This is a genomic window from Hymenobacter pini (assembly GCF_020421205.1).
Classification (GTDB): Bacteria; Bacteroidota; Bacteroidia; order Cytophagales; family Hymenobacteraceae; genus Hymenobacter; species Hymenobacter pini.
This window is the reverse complement of record NZ_JAIZZH010000001.1, coordinates 895,731-914,473: the sequence shown is the minus strand read 5'-3', so window position 1 is coordinate 914,473 and position 18,743 is coordinate 895,731. Positions and strand designations below refer to the sequence as shown.

Annotated in this window: 22 protein-coding genes; 18 read left to right on the top strand and 4 right to left on the bottom strand. The window is 59.8% G+C overall.

Annotation, left to right across the window (positions count from 1 at the left end; translation table 11 throughout):
- Positions 1-2: 2 nt before the first annotated feature.
- Positions 3-473, top strand: coding sequence for a hypothetical protein (locus tag LF252_RS03840; protein ID WP_226267783.1), 471 nt, complete (start codon positions 3-5; stop codon positions 471-473).
- A gap of 179 nt (positions 474-652) precedes the next feature.
- Entirely contained in the window at positions 653-2,380 is a 1,728-nt protein-coding gene (locus LF252_RS03835; protein WP_226267781.1) for a hypothetical protein, read from the top strand.
- A 70-nt stretch (positions 2,381-2,450) separates the two neighbouring features.
- Here LF252_RS03835 and LF252_RS03830 read toward each other — a convergent pair whose 3' ends face one another.
- Positions 2,451-2,987 (bottom strand): hypothetical protein, encoded by a 537-nt coding sequence (locus LF252_RS03830; protein ID WP_226267779.1) that lies wholly within the window; start codon positions 2,985-2,987, stop codon positions 2,451-2,453.
- Positions 2,988-3,060: 73 nt separating this feature from the next.
- Positions 3,061-3,561 (bottom strand): cupin domain-containing protein, encoded by a 501-nt coding sequence (locus LF252_RS03825; protein ID WP_226267777.1) that lies wholly within the window; start codon positions 3,559-3,561, stop codon positions 3,061-3,063.
- Between the two features lie 198 nt (positions 3,562-3,759).
- Here LF252_RS03825 and LF252_RS03820 point away from each other — a divergent pair, with 198 nt between their 5' ends.
- On the top strand, positions 3,760-4,749 hold the full coding sequence (locus LF252_RS03820; protein WP_226267775.1) for an MBL fold metallo-hydrolase: 990 nt from the start codon (positions 3,760-3,762) through the stop codon (positions 4,747-4,749).
- A 79-nt stretch (positions 4,750-4,828) separates the two neighbouring features.
- Here LF252_RS03820 and LF252_RS03815 read toward each other — a convergent pair whose 3' ends face one another.
- Both LF252_RS03815 and LF252_RS03810 read right to left on the bottom strand, forming a co-directional pair.
- The gene (locus LF252_RS03815; RefSeq protein WP_226267773.1) at positions 4,829-5,671 is read right to left on the bottom strand and encodes a DUF4097 family beta strand repeat-containing protein; all 843 of its coding nucleotides are present in this window, start codon (positions 5,669-5,671) and stop codon (positions 4,829-4,831) included.
- A gap of 104 nt (positions 5,672-5,775) precedes the next feature.
- Positions 5,776-6,690: an arginase family protein gene (locus LF252_RS03810; protein WP_226267771.1), complete on the bottom strand. Its 915-nt coding sequence runs from the start codon at positions 6,688-6,690 to the stop codon at positions 5,776-5,778.
- A gap of 133 nt (positions 6,691-6,823) precedes the next feature.
- Here LF252_RS03810 and LF252_RS03805 point away from each other — a divergent pair, with 133 nt between their 5' ends.
- The 15 genes from LF252_RS03805 (at position 6,824) to bioD (ending at position 18,741) form a co-directional block, all read left to right on the top strand.
- Complete coding sequence (locus LF252_RS03805; RefSeq protein WP_226267769.1) at positions 6,824-7,219, top strand: SpoIIAA family protein; 396 nt, start codon at positions 6,824-6,826, stop codon at positions 7,217-7,219.
- Between the two features lie 29 nt (positions 7,220-7,248).
- Positions 7,249-7,680 carry a hypothetical protein gene (locus tag LF252_RS03800; RefSeq protein ID WP_226267767.1) on the top strand — a complete coding sequence of 144 codons (432 nt, stop codon included), beginning with the start codon at positions 7,249-7,251 and terminating at the stop codon, positions 7,678-7,680.
- Positions 7,681-7,731: 51 nt separating this feature from the next.
- Complete coding sequence (locus LF252_RS03795; RefSeq protein WP_226267765.1) at positions 7,732-8,298, top strand: hypothetical protein; 567 nt, start codon at positions 7,732-7,734, stop codon at positions 8,296-8,298.
- Positions 8,299-8,461: 163 nt separating this feature from the next.
- Entirely contained in the window at positions 8,462-9,196 is a 735-nt protein-coding gene (locus tag LF252_RS03790) for a YebC/PmpR family DNA-binding transcriptional regulator (protein WP_226267763.1), read from the top strand.
- A gap of 93 nt (positions 9,197-9,289) precedes the next feature.
- Positions 9,290-9,859: a DinB family protein gene (locus tag LF252_RS03785; protein WP_226267761.1), complete on the top strand. Its 570-nt coding sequence runs from the start codon at positions 9,290-9,292 to the stop codon at positions 9,857-9,859.
- A 57-nt stretch (positions 9,860-9,916) separates the two neighbouring features.
- Positions 9,917-10,966 carry a proline iminopeptidase-family hydrolase gene (locus LF252_RS03780; protein ID WP_226267759.1) on the top strand — a complete coding sequence of 350 codons (1,050 nt, stop codon included), beginning with the start codon at positions 9,917-9,919 and terminating at the stop codon, positions 10,964-10,966.
- Positions 10,967-11,007: 41 nt separating this feature from the next.
- Positions 11,008-11,781, top strand: a complete 774-nt coding sequence (locus tag LF252_RS03775; RefSeq protein WP_226267749.1) for a hypothetical protein — start codon at positions 11,008-11,010, stop codon at positions 11,779-11,781.
- A 138-nt stretch (positions 11,782-11,919) separates the two neighbouring features.
- Positions 11,920-12,276 carry a hypothetical protein gene (locus LF252_RS03770; protein WP_226267747.1) on the top strand — a complete coding sequence of 119 codons (357 nt, stop codon included), beginning with the start codon at positions 11,920-11,922 and terminating at the stop codon, positions 12,274-12,276.
- A gap of 123 nt (positions 12,277-12,399) precedes the next feature.
- A complete protein-coding gene (gene rluF / locus LF252_RS03765) occupies positions 12,400-13,515 on the top strand; it encodes a 23S rRNA pseudouridine(2604) synthase RluF (protein WP_226267745.1) in 1,116 nt (371 codons plus the stop codon).
- Positions 13,516-13,871: 356 nt separating this feature from the next.
- Positions 13,872-14,300, top strand: coding sequence for an inner membrane protein YiaA (gene yiaA / locus LF252_RS03760; RefSeq protein WP_226267743.1), 429 nt, complete (start codon positions 13,872-13,874; stop codon positions 14,298-14,300).
- Positions 14,301-14,378: 78 nt separating this feature from the next.
- Positions 14,379-14,900 carry a sugar O-acetyltransferase gene (locus tag LF252_RS03755; protein WP_262904833.1) on the top strand — a complete coding sequence of 174 codons (522 nt, stop codon included), beginning with the start codon at positions 14,379-14,381 and terminating at the stop codon, positions 14,898-14,900.
- 124 nt (positions 14,901-15,024) lie between these two features.
- A complete protein-coding gene (gene bioB / locus LF252_RS03750; RefSeq protein WP_226267739.1) occupies positions 15,025-16,032 on the top strand; it encodes a biotin synthase BioB in 1,008 nt (335 codons plus the stop codon).
- Positions 16,033-16,155: 123 nt separating this feature from the next.
- Positions 16,156-17,292 (top strand): aminotransferase class I/II-fold pyridoxal phosphate-dependent enzyme, encoded by a 1,137-nt coding sequence (locus LF252_RS03745; RefSeq protein ID WP_226267738.1) that lies wholly within the window; start codon positions 16,156-16,158, stop codon positions 17,290-17,292.
- 49 nt (positions 17,293-17,341) lie between these two features.
- On the top strand, positions 17,342-17,977 hold the full coding sequence (locus tag LF252_RS03740) for a class I SAM-dependent methyltransferase (protein ID WP_226267737.1): 636 nt from the start codon (positions 17,342-17,344) through the stop codon (positions 17,975-17,977).
- A 143-nt stretch (positions 17,978-18,120) separates the two neighbouring features.
- Entirely contained in the window at positions 18,121-18,741 is a 621-nt protein-coding gene (gene bioD / locus LF252_RS03735) for a dethiobiotin synthase (protein ID WP_226267736.1), read from the top strand.
- Positions 18,742-18,743 lie beyond the last annotated feature (2 nt).

The window sequence follows — 18,743 nt, the reverse complement described above, 5'->3', positions numbered from 1 at the left end:
ACATGCTACTGACGCTACACGATATTCGGGCCCAGTTTGCTCCCGAATACGCGCTGCTGCGCTTTCAGTGGCAGCCCGCCGATGCCGCCTTACCGCGGTTTCAGTTGAGTATGAGCGCCGTGGCCCAGCTCGTTGAGCACGGAGTTGTCCGGTCGGTAGTGCTGGATTTGCACGAGCTGCCGCCCCTGAGTCTGAGCGACCAGCTGTGGCTGGCTACGCAGTGGCTGGGCCGGGTATCGGTGCCGGCCGTGGAGCGCGTGGCGCTGGTGCTGCCCACCAGCAATGTGTACAACAACATGGTGGTGGAGAGCCTGCTGTATGCCGGCCGCACGTTCATTCGCTACGAGGTGCAATTTTTCAGCAACGTAGCCGGCGCCCTCGACTGGATGCTGGAGTATGCTCCCCAGGGTGCCCAGCCGGGGCTGGAGCAGGAATGGGAAGCCCACCTGCTGGCGCTGCCCGGCCATTCCTGACCGAAAAAGGGCATATTCCGGCCCGATAAAGCAGGAATGTCCCGACTTCTCTACCTTTGCCCGGCCGCCGGGTTTTGGACCTCGGCAGGCAATATGCGGCATTGCGCCAGCGAATACCCTTGGGATTTTGCGGCGTCGGGCTGCTTTTTTGAACTGCATTTGTGACCCCAACCCCCTGTATGGACACCCCTTCTTCTATCCCGGCCATGACCCTGCAACTGGGCTCGTACCAGTCTGCCGTCGAAACTAAGATTCAGGATTTCAAAGCCAAAGACTTCACTGCTGGCTTCTGGCAAAAACAGGCCGACCTGTGGGTGCAGGACGCCGAAGCCCAGCAGAGCGTGCGCAGCTTTATGGGCTGGCTACGCGTGGCCGAAACCATGCTACCCCGCGTGGGCGAGATTGAGGAATTTGCACAGGAAGTACGCGCCGCCGGCTTCAAGCACGTGGTGGTGATGGGCATGGGCGGCAGCACCATGACGCCCATCGTATTTAAACAGGCTTTCGAGAAAAGTGCCGACGGCTTGCCCCTGCTGGTGCTGGATACCACCAACCCCGGCTCGGTGCGCGAGATTGAGGAAGCCGTTTCCCTGCCCGAAACGCTGTTTGTAGTCGCCAGCAAATCGGGCACTACGGCCGAGCCCCTGGCTTTCGGCGACTACTTCTACGCCCGCCTGAAGGAGCTGAAGGGCGAGAAAGCCGGCGAGAACTTCGTGGCCATTACTGACCCGGGCTCCAAGTTTGTAACCCAGGCTACCAACGAGGGCTACCGCCGCATCTTCCTCAACTTTGCCGAGGTGGGCGGCCGGTTCTCGGCCCTCTCCTACTTCGGGTTGGTGCCCGCCGCCATGTACGGCATTGACATCAAAACCCTGCTGGAGCGCGCCATTGCCATGATGCGTGCCACCGGCTCGGAAGGCGCCGTGGCCCACAACCCCGGCCTGGAGCTGGGCGTGGCCCTGGGCGTACTGGCCCAGCAGGGCCGCGACAAGCTTACGCTGGTAGTGCCCTCCAACCTCACCGACCTGGGCCTGTGGCTGGAGCAGCTCATTGCGGAAAGCACCGGTAAAGAGGATAAAGGCATTCTGCCCGTAGCCGGCGACCCGCTGGGCACGCCCGAAGTATACGGCCAGGACCGGGTGTTTGTATACGTGGGCTACGAGAACCAGCCCGACGCGGAAAACCGCCAGAAAGTAGCTGCTCTGCAAGCCGCCGGCCACCCGGTAATCACCATCCTGATGCGGGACGCACTGGACCTTGGCGCAGAGTTCTTCCGCTGGGAAGTAGCTACGGCCGTAGCTAGCGCCGTGCTCGAAATCAACCCCTTCGACCAGCCCAACGTGCAGGCCGCCAAAACCGCCACCGACCAGCTGATGAAGGTGGTTGTGGAGCGTGGTTCTTTGCCCCAAACCAGCGCCCCAGTGCTGGAGAAAAACGGCCTGAGCTACTATACCACTGTAGCCGGCTCCACGGCCACGGCTGTTGATGTGCTGAAAGCCTTCTTCGGGCAAGCCGGTGCCGATAATTTCCTCTGCATCCAAGCCTACCTGATGGAAACCCCGGCGCTGAACGCCGAGCTGGATGAGCTGCGCCAGCTGGTGCAGCAGCGCCTGCACATTGCCACGGCCTCGGGCTACGGCCCCCGCTTCCTGCACTCCACCGGCCAGTACCACAAAGGCGGCCCCAACACCGGCCTGTTCCTGCAGCTCACCACCGACCACGCCCAGGACCTGCCCCTGCCCGGCCGCCCCTACACCTTCGGCACCTTCCAGAACGCCCAGGCCGCTGGCGACCTGGAGGCCCTGCAGAACACCGGCCGCCGCACCCTGCGCGTACACCTCGGCTCAGTAGGTGAAGAAGCCGGCGTGGCGCAGTTGCTAAGCGACTTGAAAAAGGCGCTGGCGTAAAGCATACTAATAGTTGATAAGCACAAAGCCCCAGCCTGTCGGTTGGGGCTTTTGCGTGTTGCCGGGTGGTTTACAGCAGCTTTCCTACATATACCGTGTAACGAGCACTCAGCGCTACTTTACTGACCTTCTCAATCTCCTCAATTACCTGCGCCCGATAGACCGGGCCAACATAGACAGAATGCGTCACCCGCCGACGGCCTGCCCAGGTAGGGTAGTTCTTGTCGAGGGCCATCCGGTACTGGCTTTTTAATTCGCGCCTCATCAGCTCAATGGCCGCTTGCTTATTGGTTTGATAACCAACGACCTGAGGGCAAGTACCTTCTGTATCAACGTTGATCCACTGCCCATAACCGGTCGAATCGGGCGGGGTGAGCGGGAAGCCGTACAGGTAGCTTTTACCAGCACAATGCTGTACCGAGTCCTGGAAAGTATCGAACCCGGCATGCACCCAACCACGTGGGAACAATACCTGCTGAGCCACGGCCGGTCCGCCTTCAAAAAAGCTGACCAGCTCAGAAAACCGGACTTGCTGGGCTACTGCAACAATATGGCTAACTGTACTAAACAACAGAACTATACTAAACCGGATAAGATAATTTTTCATACTCACGCTACACCCTCCGGCCGTGAACAGCCGGGGTATGTTACTGCCTGATTAAAGCGCTGGCACCTAAAGCTTACCGCCCGAAATCGTCCTGCACGCGCACGATGTCGTCCTCGTCAGAGGGTTGCGTGGCGTCGGTGTGCTGCCAGATTTCGGCAATCTGCCCCCAGCCGTCGAGGCCGATGAGGCGGTGCCGCTCGCCTTGTTGCAGCGTGATTTGCTCGCCGGGGCCGTAGGTTTTCAGGGGCCCTTCCTCATCGGTGGGGCTGGTAATGACGCCCACCGTGCCGCTCACCACGCGCCAGATTTCGGCGCGGCGGTGGTGGTACTGCCAGCTGAGGCGTTGGTGCGGGGCCACCAGCAGGATTTTGGGGCTGAGCTTGCCCGAAATCCGCAGGTTATCAACCGATAATCCATCGAAATACTGATCTGCAAATTGCTGAGCCTGATTCTCATCCAGCACGAAGAAGCCACCCCAGGGTCGGTTTTCATCCTTGCGTTCAACGCGGAAACCCTGCTGCTGCAGCTGCTGCTCAGTTTGTGAGAATAGGGCTGATTTGGAAGAGTCGGCCATTGTGGACAGCACTAAAAAGTGGCGAAAACGGGGAAAGTAAGTGGCCAAGGAACGTAGATGCCCCGGCCATCTGGTAGCGGCAAAGTACTCAATCTGGTGGTTGTGGCCCTACTGCGGAGGTACAAATTGTGGGGAAAGGATATCTAAGGCTGGGCGGAGTGCGTACTGCCTCTATCCGTTCATCTACCTCCCGAACTCATGAAAAAAGTAGCCGCTGGGGTTCACCAGCTCACCATTCAGCGCTTCGTGAATGTATATTTTGTGGAAACCGGCACGCCCGGCGAGTGGGTATTGGTGGATACCGGTCTGCCCGGTTCCGAGAAAAGCATCATTGCCGCCGCCGACCACCTCTTCTATCCTGGTACACACCCCGAGGCCATTATTCTGACCCACGGGCACATGGACCACTCCGGCTCAGCGCAGGCCTTAGCGGAACACTGGAAGGTACCGGTACTGGCCCACCCGCTGGAACTGCCCTTCCTCACGGCCCGGGCCGTGTACCCGCCCGCCGACCCCACCGTGGCCGGTGGCGGCTCCCTGGCCTTCGTATCCCGCTTCTTCCCGCCTCAGTCGTTCCAGCTCAGCGACTACGTGCAACAGCTCCCGGCCAACGACGTAGACCCGCCCTTCCTGCCCGATTGGCAGTGGCAGCACGTACCGGGCCACGCCCCGGGCCAGATTGCCCTGTTTCGGGAAAAGGACCGTACGCTACTGGCCGGCGACGCCTTTGCCACCGCCAACCACGAGTCGGTACCGGAGCTGCTGCTGCAGATTCCAGAAATCAGCATTGCCGGGGCCCCGTTCAACTACGACTGGCAGCAAGTAGGCGAGTCGATAAAGGCACTAGCCGCTCTGCGCCCCGAGGCTATCGGGTGCGGTCATGGTCCGGCCGTAGCGGGCGAGAAATACACGAAGCAGCTGCAAAGGCTGGCTGATGATTTCAAAGCCCCGGCCCACGGCCGCTACGTGAGCACACCCGCCCGCACCGATGAAAACGGCGTAGCCTACCTCCCCCCCGCCCCGCACGACCCCATCCGGGCAAAGTTTGCAGTGGCGGCGGCCGGCCTAGGTGCGTTGGTAGGGGCCGCTTGGCTAATTAAGCGCTACAAAACCCACAAGCAGAACGAGTATCCCCGCCCCAAGGCAGCGGAACCCAAGCGCCAACGCACCGAAGAGGTAGCGCGCTAAGCGGCGAAGTATCTTGACAACACGAAAAGCGGCCCTGACTGTGACAGCCAGGGCCGCTTTTCGCATTCTATCAGGTTGCTTACTCCGCCGAAGTCGGGGAGACCGGAACGGTATCCGGGGCGGGTTGCTGCACTGAGATGCTGCCGTGTACCGTGCTAACTTTTAGTTGCGCGCCTCCTTTCCCGAGGGTAGCCGCCAAGTTGTGCGGCAGCACGCTTTTGCGCTTGGTATTGAGCTCAGCCTTGACTTTTCCGTGCGTGGTGCGGGCCAGGATGGTAGCGGCGTAGCTTGCAGGAAGTTGCCACTCTACGCTCCCGTTTACAGTGCTGACATCCAGCCCCGGCCCGGTCCACGCCGGGCCATCCAGCTGCAGCATGAGGCTGCCGTTGGTGGTCTGGCCGCGCACGTCACCGTTCACGTTGCGTAGCAGCAGGGGGCCGTTAGTGGTAGTGAGGCGCAACGTGCCCGCTACGTTTTCAATGGTAATACCACCGTTCATTGCCTTCAACTCCAGATTCGTGCGGGCGGGCACCAGCACTTCATAGTCCACCGCCCAGCCATCCAACGACTCATTGGCCCGGCCAGCGCGGAGCGTGTTGTTCTGGGTGGTCACCTTCACGGCAGTTACCAGCGCTTTGGCATCCGCTACGGTGGCTGCCCGGGCGGTTACCAGGGCCCGCACTTTCACGGTAGTACCACTCCAGCCGCGCACCGTAATACCGCCGTTGGTGCGTGCGTCCACGGTCAGGGTGCTGGTTTCGGCTGGCGCGGGCAGGGTCAGGTCGCGGGTTTCACAGTACAGCTTTTGCAGTGCAGAACTAGCCGTTGGGGCCGGACAAGTCAGGCTCAGGGCCGGTGCTTGCTGAGCAGCCACGGGCAAAGCGCCGAGCAACAGACCTGATAAGAGTAAAGAACACTTCATGAAAATGAGCTAGGTAGGGCAAGCCAGGGAGGAATGCTGCGCCTAAACTACTACCGGCCTCGGGAAATGCAGCGGCGCGGCTTCCCCTCCCCAAGAATGACCGTCTACGCTTCCAGCCCGGCCGCTACACCCGTGAGGTAAGCCGCTACAACGGTAGCCGCCAGCCGGGCCGTTTGGTTGTCCCGGTCGAAAACGGGGTTGAACTCGACCACCTCAAACAGCAACACATCCGGCTCCTTACCGGCCAGGAAAGCAGCCTGCGTGGCTTGGCGCGGCGTAAATCCATCGGCGCTGGGAGCACTTACGGCGGGGGCGTACGCCTCGGCGCAGCCATCCACGTCGAAGCTCACGAAGGCGGGCCCCTCAGCGGTAGCGTGGCGCAGGGCCCGGCTCATGTATTCGGGCATGCCATCCTGCTGCACGTGGGCCAGGGGCACAATGCGGGCCTGCTGCTGGTGCAGGAAGTCAATATCCTCCCAGGTGTTGAGGTTGGAATGCAAGCCGATTTCAGTGAAGCGGGGGCCGGCCAGCACTTCCTCCCGCAGCAGCTTGCCGAAGGGCGTCCCGCTGCTGAGCAAGCCGGGCCGGTCCTTCACGTCGGCGTGGGCATCCAGGTTGATGCCGCCCACGGCCGAGCCACCGGTGGCGTCGCGCAGGCCGCGCACGGTGCTATACGTACCATCGTGGGAGCCGCCCAGCACTACCACGCGGGGGTACTGGTTCAGCAGCCGGGCCAGCTCGCTCCGGATGGTTTGGTGGTTGGTTTCGTGGTCGGGGTGGCGCAGGTCCAGGTTGCCGGCATCGGCAATGCGCAGACCGTCGAGACGCACATTATGCTCCAGATTGTAGGTTTTGTGGTAGCGGCGCAGTTCCCGCCGAATGGCATCGGGCGCCCCGGCGGCCCCAGCCCGCCCCCCTTCCAGCACCGTTCCAAAATCAAGGGGCAAACCAACTAGGCACACATCGGCCTCGGGCAGTTCGTGGGCAGACCGAATCAGGTCACGGATAAAGGTGGGCATGCTCAAATGTAGGGGGAATTTGCGCGCTACTCGGTGCAGCTTAGCTTACTGGAATTATTCTTACAGCTGAACTGTATTCAAAAATCACTATTTTTAAGAGCCGGCCGTACATAACAAGTCAAAGGCTGCTGCTATGCTTCTCGATACCCCCTCGCTCACCATCCAGTACAACGCCCAAGAAGAGATGTTAGTGGTGCATTGGATTGGTCCGCACGATGCTGAATCGGTGCGGCAGGATTGCGGGCGGATGCTGGAAAGCGTCCGTCGAACGGGCTGCCGCAAGATACTGAACGACAGCAGCGAAGCTTTTGGCGAATGGTGGCCATTGGCGGCCTGGATTGGCCAGGAATTTCTGCCGGAGCTAAGCACAACCGGTGTGCAGGCCCTCGCCTGGGTTAATTCCATGGACTGGCCCTCCCGCTTTGGGGTGGCTACCACCATGCTCCATGCCCGCGGCCCGCAAATCCGGATTTTCGACTTTGACCAGCAGGAAGAGGCCCGGCAGTGGCTACTCACGCTTCCGGTTTGACGAAGCCGGGCCGACGTGTATCTTTCCGTATGAAGTTCCTTATTCCGGCGTTGAGCGTGGCCCTGCTGGCGCATCCGGGTCAGCCCAACCAGGCCCGTACCAGCCCCTCGTTTTTTACTACCTACACGTACCAGTCGTATTCCATTCTGGACAAGGGCAGCAGCTCCACGCCTATGGCGGCTAAGGGCGTAGGCGGCACGTTGCGCCTCAACCCCGATGGTACCTACCAGAAACGCTTGACGCTGGCCGGCAACGGCAGCACCCTGCGCTTCGACCAGGATGGCCGCTTCACGTTTGCCGCCGATAGTATCCGGTTTGTGTACAGCAAAAATGGCCAGCCCCGCACCGACCGGGGCACGTTCCGGCTGCGCAACGGTTTGCTCACCATCACCCTTGCTGGCTTTCCAGCTGGCAACCAGAGCATTTACACCCTAACGGCCGTGAAGCCCGGTCCTCGCTAACACCGGTGCGGCTGAGCCCCTGTCTCCACTCTTCCTCCCCTCCCCTTTACTATGGTATTCCGTACGGTTACGCTAGGCGCCCTGCTGTTGATGCTGCATGCAAGTGCCAACGGGCAGTCGAGGCCGGCAGCTAAAGCAACAGCCCGCCCGACTGCTTCGGCCAGCAAAACAGCCCCAACGAAACCAGCCGTGGCACCAGCTGCCAAGCTGCCAGCACAGTTTTTCGGTACCCACACCTACGTAGCCTACGTTATTTTCGACCCGGCTCGCAGTAAGGAGCCCACCCGTACCCGCGGCGTGAGCGGCACCCTGTGGCTGGGCCCGGCTGGCACCTACGAGAAAAAACTGAAGATTCCGGGACCCTACGGCCCGTATACCTTCGATGAGTCGGGCCGCTATACAGTGAACGGCAACCGCATCAACTTCACCTACAACAACTCCAAGGGGCAGCCGCAAAGCTACGGCGGCACCTTTCACTTCGATGTGTCCTCGCTGAGCATGGCCATGATTCTGAACGAAGACGCCCAGGGCGGCCGGGAAGTGTTTGGGCTGGTGGTAAAAGGCACCGAAAACGTGCGTCGCTCCTTCGACGACAACGGCAACGTAACGCTGCAATAATGCCCTACGTTTGGGGCAACCTCTGCCTGGCTGGCGACCCAACACCACTGCTGGGCGCGGAGGTTGTCCTTGCCGAGCCTTTCGGCTAACTTGCGGCCCCTTTCGGCTCCACCCTGCCGAACGGCTAGTTTACTCATTCACTATTTCACCAACTCACTGATAGATGGGACGCGCGTTTGAATTCCGCAAAGGCCGCAAAATGAAGCGCTGGGACCGGATGTCGAAAGACTTCACCCGTATCGGCCGCGAAATTGTTATTGCCGTCAAAGAAAACGGCCCTAACCCCGATACCAACTCTCGCCTGCGCACGGCCATGCAAAACGCCAAGGGTGTAAATATGCCCAAGGACCGCGTGGAGGCTGCCATTAAGCGCGCCAGCAGCAAGGAGGAAGGTAACTACTCGGAAGTGGTGTACGAGGGCTATGCACCTCACGGCGTAGCCATTGTAATTGAAACCGCTACCGACAACCCCACCCGCACCGTGGCCAACGTGCGCATGTACTTCAACCGGGGCAACGGCGCTTTGGGCACGGCCGGTTCGTCGGATTTCACTTTCACCCGCAAGGGCGTATTTAAGCTGGCCGCCGAGGGTCTCGACGCCGAGGAGCTGGAGCTGGAGCTGATTGACGCCGGTGCCGAGGACGTGTACACCGACCAGGAAGAGCAGGAAGACGGCTCGGTGAAGGAGTACATTGTGGTGGAAACGGCATTTACTGACTTCGGCCAGATGCAGAAGGCCTTGGAAGAAAAAGGCTTGAACGTGGTATCGGCCCAGCTGCAGCGCATTCCGAACACCACGGTACACCTGGAAGGCGAACAGCTGGAGGAAGTGATGAACCTGATTGAGAAGTTCGAAGAGGACGACGACGTGCAGGCCGTGTACCACACGCTCGGGTAAGAGTAGCATTCCGCAAAACGTTCTTTTGCAGCGGGCCGCCCCTTACCGGAGCGGCCCGCTTTCCTTTTATTCCACTCATAACAACTTATCCTCATGACAATTCATACACATATTGCATCTGTTCAGGCGGCCCTTACCGATACATTCGCCGCGTTGGATACCTGGTGTGACGCCCCCGCCGCCCTCCAGCACTACCGCCCTGCCGACGGTGGCTGGACGGCCAACGAAATTCTGGAGCACACAGCCTTAACCAATCATTTCCTGCTGTTACTGATCCGGAAGGGCGCGCGTAAGGCGTTGCAGCAAGCCCCTACCGCCGACCTCTCTGCCGAACTGGCGGCCTACACGTTTCAGGAAGAAAAGCTGGCGGAAGTTGGCGTACTCAATTCGTTTGCCTGGATCCGGCCCGAACACATGGTGCCTACCGGCACCCGCCCGTTGCCTGAGGTGCGGCAGCAGCTACGGCAGCAAGTAACGGAATGCCTGCAGTTACTTGCTGACTTGAAAAACGGGGAAGGGGTGCTGTATAAAACTACGATGTCGGTTAATGGTCTGGGCAAAATTACTGTGTACGAATACCTCTATTTCTTGGCCCAGCACGGCCGCCGCCACCTGATGCAGCTAGCAGAAAATGAAACAGAGTTTCTGCAACAACACCAATAATGGCGTTGTATTGAGTAGTATTGAAGGCGTTGCTAGTTCCCCTCAAATACTTTCCTTATGCTCGCCTTCCGTTGCCTACTGACCAGCATTTTGCTAGCCCTCGTGGCCTGTTCCTCCCCCACCGCTAAACAGGCTACCGAAGCGCTTAGTCTCACCACCTACTTCCCCGCCCCCGATACTACGCAGGTGCAAACCGGTGGCGTGCAGATGGTTTCCATATCGACACCCAAGGGCAAGTTCAACGTGTGGACCAAGCGGTTTGGTAACAACCCGCGCATGCGGCTGCTTCTACTAAATGGCGGACCGGGTGCCACGCACGAGTACTTCGAGTGCATGGAAAGCTTCCTGCCTCGGGAAGGCGTGGAGATTATCTACTACGACCAGCTGGGCTGCGGCAACTCCGACAACCCCCAGGATACCAGCATGTGGAGCCTGCCGCGCTACGTGGAGGAAGTGGAGCAGGTACGCCAGGCCCTGAAGCTGGACAAAGACAACTTCTACCTATTGGGCCACAGCTGGGGCGGCATTCTGGCCGCCGAGTATGCCCTCAAACATCAGCAGCACCTGAAAGGCCTTGTTATCAGCAACATGATGATGAGCATCCCGGCCTATAACAAGTACGCCGATGAAGTGCTGGCTCCCCAGATGAAACCTGAGGTGCTGCGCGAAATTCGGCAGATTGAGGCCCGTAAGGATTTTGACAACCCGCGCTACATGCAGCTGCTGGAACCCAATTTCTACGCGGAGCACCTGTGCCGGGTACCGCTGCCCGAGCCGGCGGCCCGCTCATTAGGCAAAACCAACCGCTCCCTCTACGTGACCATGCAGGGCCCCAGCGAGTTTGGAGCCACCGGCAAACTGGAAAACTGGGACCGGGTGGCTGACCTGCCTAAGCTAACGGTGCCAGTGCTCAGCATCGGGGGGAAGCACGACACCATGGACCCCGAGCACATGCGCATGATAGCCCAGAAAGTGCAGCACGGCACTGCTCTCATTTGCCCCAACGGCTCCCACATGAGCTTCTACGACGACCAGCCCACCTACATGCGCGGCCTCACCCGGTGGCTACAGGCCATAGACCGGGGCGAGCAGCAAATGAAGCTGTGATAGAAGACTATTATCACATTGCTTAATTCTGGCCTTGTGCTATGATTGCTTATTTTCAGGTTATGCGTGTTGCTTTGCTCACGAGCCTATTTCCACTGTTTTCATTGGCAGTACAAGCGCAGGAATTTGATGTTCGGGCTGAACATTTTCCGGGAGCTAAAAGGGTAAAAGTGCAGGCTTTTGGGCGGGGGCCAAGTGGTTTCTGGGCCGAGTATATGTTTGACGAGCAAGGATGGGTAAGTGCGAGTTGGAGTTATGCTGGCCGTAAACTTGTTGAAGCCGAGCAGTATTTCTTTACAAACCGCCGTGTGCTCTGTCAGGAAAGAATTACGACCACCGAAGATAAGCGGGTTCAGATTTTCCGGTACAGCTACCAGTATAGCCCCGATTCTACCCGCATTATCCGCGAGATTGGACTATCTGGCGCTGATACGATGTACGTGTTTCACAACTTGGAATTCGACTCCGCCAACCGTCCGATCAGGTTTACAAAAGCCAAGGGACTAAAGCGCGAGATAATCGAAGCAACCGAACTTACCTATGTGAATAACCAACTGGCTACCTACCGCCGCACTGATAACGGCGAGGAAGGAGCCACAGTCTACACCGTCACATACCAGTACAACACCCGGGGCGACCTAATCAAGGAAAACCGCACTGTGATACCCAAACCACGCAGTAACTGGTGGCTGGACAACTCCGGTGACCAGCCGGAATACAGTTACGATTACTCAAAACAGGGCCCTTGGATTCGCCGATACCTGCTTCGTGATGGCCGGAAAGTGCTCATTGCTAAACGCGCCTTCACATACTAAAGCATTCCGAACCAGGTCAATTCGCGCCTATGCTGGCTTTCACCGACGCTTTCCGCGCAGCATCTCCTAGATATAACCGTGCTTTCTTTGTGGTATGCTGGCGTATGTAAACACCAGTCACACCCATTTCCCCCTCCCATGACCATCCCCTACCGCCCCCTGTATTTGCTTGAAGCTGAATCGGCCAGCATTTTCGAAATCAAACGCCTGGATGTGCAGAGTGCAAATCCAGGGGACGTATACTTTTGGCTGTACTTTGACCGGGCCAGCGGGCAGCTCAGTCCGTTGGGCTTTGTTGCCATGAATGCAGAAGGCGAGGAACACCAACGCGAATTCACGCAGGGCACACTGCATTTCACTGCTACTCAGGGCACTTTCATTCCTACGCATACCGGTCAGCCCCTCACCCTGCGGAACATAACGCCCCCTGTTTTACCCACGGAGTTGGAAACAGCCCTGTTCACGTTTTTTGGTCAAACCCCACACCCGGCGTAAGGCTCCCCGCCGCTAATGCCGTATCTTTGCAGGCTGCCGACCCTTCAGGGGGCCGGCAGCCTGTTTTTTTACCTATCGCCCAAGTGCCTAAGTACTAGGCATCCGGCCCTAAGCACCTCCGTCATGGCAACCCGTCTCAATAAATACATCAGCGAAAGTGGCATCTGCTCCCGTCGGGAAGCTGACCGCCATATCGAGCAGGGCAACGTGTTCGTGAACGGCAAGCGGGCCAACATCGGCGACCAGGTAACCAGCAAGGACCGGGTGGTGGTGAACGGCAACCTCATTGAGCCCCGGGCCGAGGAGGATGCCGTGTACATTGCCTACAACAAGCCTCCCGGAATCATTGCCACCACCGATACCGGCATCAAGGACAACATCATCCGGGCTATTAAGCACTCGGTGCGCATCTTCCCCATCGGCCGCCTGGATAAGGAGTCGCAGGGTCTGATTCTGCTCACCAGCAACGGCGACATCGTCAACAAGATTCTGCGGGCGGGCAACCAGCACGAGAAGGAATACATTGTGATGGTGGATAAGCCCATCAACGAGCTGTTCATTGAGGGCATGGCCAGCGGCGTACCGCTGGGCGGCACCATGACCAAGCCCTGCAAGGTGTCCAAGGAAACGCCCTACATCTTCCGGATTACGCTGGTGCAGGGCCTCAACCGCCAGATCCGGCGCATGTGCGAGTATTTCGGCTACGAGGTGGTGCAGCTGGAGCGCATCCGGGTGATGAACATCAACGTGAAGGGCCTGGGCGTGGGCGAGTGGCGGGAGCTGCGCGACAAGGAGCTGAAGGTGCTGTTTGAGATGATTAAGGACTCCAGCGGCACCGACGACGGCAGCACCCCGCGCCGCCGCAAGCGCCCCTCCACCGCCGAGTTCTGGGCCGACCGTCCCGGCCGCCAGGGAGCCCCCAAAGCAGCTCCGGCCCGCGCCAGCCAGGACCGCCCAGCCGGTGCCTGGGTAGAGAAGCCCACGCGCAAAAAGGTGGCGGCCGCCCGCACGGCCAAACCCGCCGCCAAGCCTACCGACCCGCTGCAATGGCCCACCGGCCCCGGTCGTCCGGCGGGGGGTGGGGTAATTCGCCCCGATGGTGCCGGTGTTGGCAAAACCGGCCGCCCAGCCAGCTCCCGCTCCCGCAGCGCTGGCCCCGGCAAAGGCCCGGCCGCTCCGGCGAAGGGCAAAACCAGCACCCGCGGTACCCGAGGAGCCAGCCGCCCCGGTAAGCGCTAACCAACTCGCTTCCCAATACTCCATATAACCGGCCACCTCAATCGAGGTGGCCGGTTATGTTTTTTAGGGGTCTTCTCTTAGTCATTATGCATATTTTTAAGGTCTGATGCATTGCTATTCATCCATCTTTCCCATCTATACACCCAATGCCTTAAAATGGGCTTACAGTATATTTAAGGCCGTTTTTATGTATTAGCAACGCGTACTCATTCTTTTTACAAGCAGCAAAAGGCTCAGGACCAAAAGTCTGAACAATGAAAATGGTGGCATCCAAAAAAAGCCGGTGGCATGCCATGTTTGAGGCGTCGGACAAGGAAACGTCCGGTTCACTTTTCAACCCTGAATCGTTTACTGCCATGAACACCACCAAACCTTCCAATGCCTTTATTGCTGCTTCCTGGGTCGCGCTGCTGGCCGGTATGGCTGCTTTTTTTGTGGGCCTCTGGAATGCGCAGATGCCGCTCAATGAGAAAGGCTATTATTTCACGGTGCTGATGTACGGTCTGTTTTCGGCTATTTCGCTGCAGAAATCGGTGCGCGACCAGTTGGAAGGCGTGCCGGTTACGGGCATTTACTACGGCCTGAGCTGGTTCTCTACTATTCTGGCGGTGGCTTTGCTTACCATTGGGCTGTGGAATGCCTCGTTGCTGCTGAGCGAAAAGGGCTTTTATGCCATGGCTTTCCTCCTGAGCTTATTCGGGGCCATTGCGGTGCAGAAAAACACCCGGGACGCCCGCGGCACGACCACGCCGCCCACCGAATCGGCTTACTCCTCCGTGAGCTAATGCTAACTTAGCCGCCGGGCAGCACCACCCGTTGCCAGTATCAGACCAACTCGGATGGAGCTACCACACAACCAACGCATGCTGACGGGGGAACTGTACCTCGCCAACGACCCCATATTGGTGGCTGAGCGCCTCCGGGCCAAAGAGCTTTGCCACCGCTACAACCAGGAGCCCATCAACTTAAGTCGTACGGTGCTGGCCGAGTTGCTTGGCTATGAAACCGATGCGCACCTGGAAGCCCCGTTCCGCTGCGACTATGGCTACAACATCCGGCTGGGCCGCAACGTGTACGCCAACTACAACCTCACCATCCTGGATTGTGCCCCGGTTATCATCGGCAACAACGTGTTTATTGCCCCGAATGTGGTGCTAAGCACAGCCGGGCACCCGGTGGAAGTAGAGCCGCGCGTTGCCGGTTGGGAGTTTGCCCGCCCTATCACCATTGAGGATAATGTGTGGCTGGGGGCTGGTGTGCTGGTGATGCCCGGTGTCACCATCGGGGCCGGTACTACCATTGGCGCGGGCAGCGTGGTCACGCGCAGTATTCCGGCCGGCGTGGTGGCCGTGGGTAACCCCTGCCGGGTAATTCGGACGCTCTAAGCGCGGCCGGAATCGGCTTCTCATGTATCTTGCGGCCCGCTGGCAGTCTCGGCTCCAGCGGGCCGCCCCGTGTTGCCGCCGTGCAGCGCGCCCATCAACCACCGAAACCCTTCTTCCCCGCCCCATGACCCTCCGTACCGACTGGACCCTCGACGAAGTAAAAGCTATCTATAACCAGCCCGTGCTGGAGCTGGTAACCCAAGCCGCCGCCATTCATGCCGAAACGCAGGCGACCGGCGAGGTGCAGGTGTGCACCCTGCTGAGCGTGAAAACCGGGGGCTGCCCCGAAGACTGCGCCTACTGCCCCCAGGCGGCCCGCTACCACACCGGCGTACAAGCTCACAAACTGCTGCCCGATGCCGAAGTGCTGGCCGCCGCCCAGCGCGCCAAAGACGGCGGCTCTACCCGTTTCTGCATGGGTGCCGCCTGGCGCGAAGTGCGCGACAACCGGGACTTTGACCGGGTGCTGAACATGGTAACCGAGGTAAACAACATTGGCCTGGAAGTGTGCTGCACCCTGGGCATGCTGAACGAGTACCAGGCTGAGCGCCTCAAGGAAGCCGGCCTGTACGCCTACAACCACAACCTGGACACCAGCGCCGAGCACTACTCCGAAATCATTACCACCCGTACCTACGACGACCGGCTGAACACGCTGGAACACGTGCGCAAAGCCGGTATTTCGGTATGCTCGGGCGGCATTATCGGGCTGGGCGAAACTGACGAGGACCGCATTGCCATGCTGCACACGCTGGCCACGTTGCCGGCCCACCCCGAAAGCGTGCCCGTCAATGCCCTCGTACCGGTAGAAGGTACGCCCCTGGCCGACCAGCCCCGCGTGAGCGTGTGGGAAATGCTGCGCATGATTGGTACGGCCCGCATTCTGATGCCCCGCACCATGGTGCGCCTCTCGGCCGGCCGCCAGGAAATGCCCGTAACGGAGCAGGCCCTGTGCTTCCTGGCCGGTGCCAACTCCATCTTCTCGGGCGAGAAGCTGTTGACCACGCCCAACCCCGATTTCGACGCTGACAAGCAGATGTTTGCCTTGCTTGGCCTCAAGCCCCGTAAGTCGTTCAAGGACGTGCCGGAAGGCGCTGTAGTACTGGGTAAAGAGGCCGCAGTAGAGGCATAATCTTTAGTCTCTGCTGTCATCCTGAGCAAAGCGAAGGACCTTATCACGTTGTTACGTCCTTCGTTCCAGCGTAATAAGGTCCTTCGTTTTACTCAGGATGAAAGCTTTTTATCGGCTTCTCCAATGCCCACGCCCCTTCACCAACGCCTACAGACTGAGCTGGCCAAACGCGAGGATGCCGGCACCCGCCGTCGTTTACCGGCTCCGGCTGCGCTGCTTGATTTCAGCTCCAATGATTATCTGGGCCTGAGCCGGCATCCGCAGGTGCGGGCGGCCGTGCTGGCCGCGGCCGCAACGCTGCCCGCCGGCAGCACCGGCTCGCGCCTGCTTTCCGGCAACTCCCTGGCGGCAGAGGCCCTAGAAGCCCGCCTGGCTACATTCCACGGTGCTGAGGCCGCCCTGCTGTTCAACTCGGGCTACGCCGCCAACATGGGCTTCTTTGCGGCCGTACCTCGGCGCGGCGATACTATTCTGTACGACGACGCCTCCCACGCCTCCGTAAAAGACGGAATTCGGGGCTCATTTGCCACAGCCTGGAGCTTCCGCCACAACGACCTCACCGACCTATGCCGTAAGCTGGACCGGGCCACGGGCTGCGTATTTGTGGCGGTGGAGGCCCTGTACTCTATGGATGGCGACATGGCCCCGCTGGCCGAACTGGCGGCCCTGTGCCGGGAGCATAGCGCGTATCTGGTGGTGGATGAGGCCCACACCAACGGCCTCTACGGCCCCCACGGCGAAGGATTGGTAACCGAGCTGGGCTTGGAAGCCGACGTGTTTGCGCGCGTCCTCACGTTTGGCAAGGCCCTGGGCAACCAGGGCGCGGCCGTGGCGGGCCCGGCTTTGCTGCGCGACTACCTGTTGAGCACCAGCCGCCCATTTATCTACACCACGGCCCTGCCTCCGCTTGCAGTAGCGGCCCTCACGGCGGCCTACGCGGTATTGCCCGAGCTCGGGCCGGAGCGGGCCCGGCTGTTTGCCCTGTCCGACTACCTTAAAACCCGCCTGAATGCGGTGTTCGGCCTGCACGTGCCAGCGGCCAGCCACGTTATTCACCCGGTATTTTTTCCCAATCAGCCGGGTCCGGCGGCGGTGCGGGCCGTGGCCGCCGCCGCCCAGGCCGCGGGTTTCGATGTGCGCGCCATCGTATCGCCTACTGTGCCGGTGGGCACGGAGCGGCTGCGACTTATCGTGCACAGCTACAACTCCGAGGCTGAAATTGATAGGCTGGCGGCGGCACTGCAGGAGTCAGTTGCCTGACGTGCATCACCAGCTTGAAACCAGTGCTAATTCTCCCTTGTCGGAAGTTATGAACCCAACGCAGATATCGGTAGCAACCTTCGACAAGCTGGCGGAGCAATACCAGCGCCGATACATGGATGTATCGGCCTATGGGCCAATGCTAGATGTGTTTTGCTCGGCGCTTCCGCTGACTGAGGGAGCAGTGCTGGATATAGGCTGCGGCCCCGGCAACGTGATGCGCTACGTGGCGGAAAAGCGCCCGAAACTACAGCTCACAGGCCTCGATTTGGCCCCTAACATGCTGGCCCTGCCTCAAGCTAATAATCCGGAGGCGACCTTCGTGCAGATGGATTGCCGGGACGTGGCCCAGCTGCCGGGGCGGTTTGCCGGGGTACTTTGCTCCTTCTGCTTGCCCTATCTGACTCCTCCGGAAGCCGCCACCCTCATTGGCGACGTAGCCCAGCTGTTGGTACCGGGCGGCGCGTTCTACCTCAGCACTATGGAAAGCAGCGACGCGGCGGCGGGCTGGCAAACCTCCAGCGCGGGCGACCGGGTGTACATCCAGTATCATTCCGCTCATTTTCTGCTCAATACGCTGGAAGCGCGAAAGTTTCGCCTGTTGCAGCTCCAACGGCAGCCTTTTCAGAAGTCTGACGGGCAGACGGACCATGAGCTGCTGCTGGTTGCGCAGAAACCACTCTAGTGCGAGTAGCGGCGTTGCCCCCGAACCGGAGATTTCGTGCAAACCTATAAAACTTATGGGCAGGCGTTTCTATTTCTACTGCTCACTTCGAGCATCTGGACCTGTCTTAGTCATCGGATAACCAGATTTTAGCCTTTTCTGACTTGGAACGACTCTTTATCACCGGCATTGGGACCGACGTGGGAAAAACCCTGGTTTCGGCCATCATCACCGAAGCCCTGCTAGCCGATTACTGGAAGCCCGTGCAGGCCGGCCTCACCCCCACCACCGACGCAGCCACCGTGCGGAGCCTCGTGCAGAACCCCGTGAGCCGGTTCTGGCCCGAGCGGTACCGGCTGCAGCTGCCGGCCTCGCCCCACGCCGCGGCCGCCGCCGAGGGCCTAACCCTGAGCCCCGAGGATTTTCAGTTGCCCGCTACCGACAATCATTTGCTGGTAGAAGGCGCCGGCGGCCTACTTGTGCCGCTGGCCCCCGGTTTCCTTATTGCCGATTTGGCGCAGCAGTTTGCGCTGGACGTGGTAGTAGTGTCGCGGAATTACTTGGGCAGCATCAACCACACCCTGCTTACGCTGGAAGCTTTGCAAGCGCGGGGGATGCGGGTGCGCGGCCTCGTGTTCAACGGGGAGCCCACGCCGGCTACCGAAAACTTTATTGCGGAGCACACCGGCGTGCCCGTCATGCCCCGGGTACTACCCGAGCCGCTGGTAACTCCCGCCGTAGTAAGCCGCTACGCCGCTGATTTCAGGGTATGGTTTGGGCTGTAGGC

Bases quoted from the DNA above. Each gene is read 5' to 3' on its own strand.
- LF252_RS03840 (WP_226267783.1), top strand. From the start codon at position 3: ATGCTACTGACGCTACACGATATTCGGGCCCAGTTTGCTCCCGAATAC.
- LF252_RS03835 (WP_226267781.1), top strand. From the start codon at position 653: ATGGACACCCCTTCTTCTATCCCGGCCATGACCCTGCAACTGGGCTCG.
- LF252_RS03830 (WP_226267779.1), bottom strand. From the start codon at position 2,987: ATGAAAAATTATCTTATCCGGTTTAGTATAGTTCTGTTGTTTAGTACA.
- LF252_RS03825 (WP_226267777.1), bottom strand. From the start codon at position 3,561: ATGGCCGACTCTTCCAAATCAGCCCTATTCTCACAAACTGAGCAGCAG.
- LF252_RS03820 (WP_226267775.1), top strand. From the start codon at position 3,760: ATGAAAAAAGTAGCCGCTGGGGTTCACCAGCTCACCATTCAGCGCTTC.
- LF252_RS03815 (WP_226267773.1), bottom strand. From the start codon at position 5,671: ATGAAGTGTTCTTTACTCTTATCAGGTCTGTTGCTCGGCGCTTTGCCC.
- LF252_RS03810 (WP_226267771.1), bottom strand. From the start codon at position 6,690: ATGCCCACCTTTATCCGTGACCTGATTCGGTCTGCCCACGAACTGCCC.
- LF252_RS03805 (WP_226267769.1), top strand. From the start codon at position 6,824: ATGCTTCTCGATACCCCCTCGCTCACCATCCAGTACAACGCCCAAGAA.
- LF252_RS03800 (WP_226267767.1), top strand. From the start codon at position 7,249: ATGAAGTTCCTTATTCCGGCGTTGAGCGTGGCCCTGCTGGCGCATCCG.
- LF252_RS03795 (WP_226267765.1), top strand. From the start codon at position 7,732: ATGGTATTCCGTACGGTTACGCTAGGCGCCCTGCTGTTGATGCTGCAT.
- LF252_RS03790 (WP_226267763.1), top strand. From the start codon at position 8,462: ATGGGACGCGCGTTTGAATTCCGCAAAGGCCGCAAAATGAAGCGCTGG.
- LF252_RS03785 (WP_226267761.1), top strand. From the start codon at position 9,290: ATGACAATTCATACACATATTGCATCTGTTCAGGCGGCCCTTACCGAT.
- LF252_RS03780 (WP_226267759.1), top strand. From the start codon at position 9,917: ATGCTCGCCTTCCGTTGCCTACTGACCAGCATTTTGCTAGCCCTCGTG.
- LF252_RS03775 (WP_226267749.1), top strand. From the start codon at position 11,008: ATGATTGCTTATTTTCAGGTTATGCGTGTTGCTTTGCTCACGAGCCTA.
- LF252_RS03770 (WP_226267747.1), top strand. From the start codon at position 11,920: ATGACCATCCCCTACCGCCCCCTGTATTTGCTTGAAGCTGAATCGGCC.
- rluF (WP_226267745.1), top strand. From the start codon at position 12,400: ATGGCAACCCGTCTCAATAAATACATCAGCGAAAGTGGCATCTGCTCC.
- yiaA (WP_226267743.1), top strand. From the start codon at position 13,872: ATGAACACCACCAAACCTTCCAATGCCTTTATTGCTGCTTCCTGGGTC.
- LF252_RS03755 (WP_262904833.1), top strand. From the start codon at position 14,379: ATGCTGACGGGGGAACTGTACCTCGCCAACGACCCCATATTGGTGGCT.
- bioB (WP_226267739.1), top strand. From the start codon at position 15,025: ATGACCCTCCGTACCGACTGGACCCTCGACGAAGTAAAAGCTATCTAT.
- LF252_RS03745 (WP_226267738.1), top strand. From the start codon at position 16,156: ATGCCCACGCCCCTTCACCAACGCCTACAGACTGAGCTGGCCAAACGC.
- LF252_RS03740 (WP_226267737.1), top strand. From the start codon at position 17,342: ATGAACCCAACGCAGATATCGGTAGCAACCTTCGACAAGCTGGCGGAG.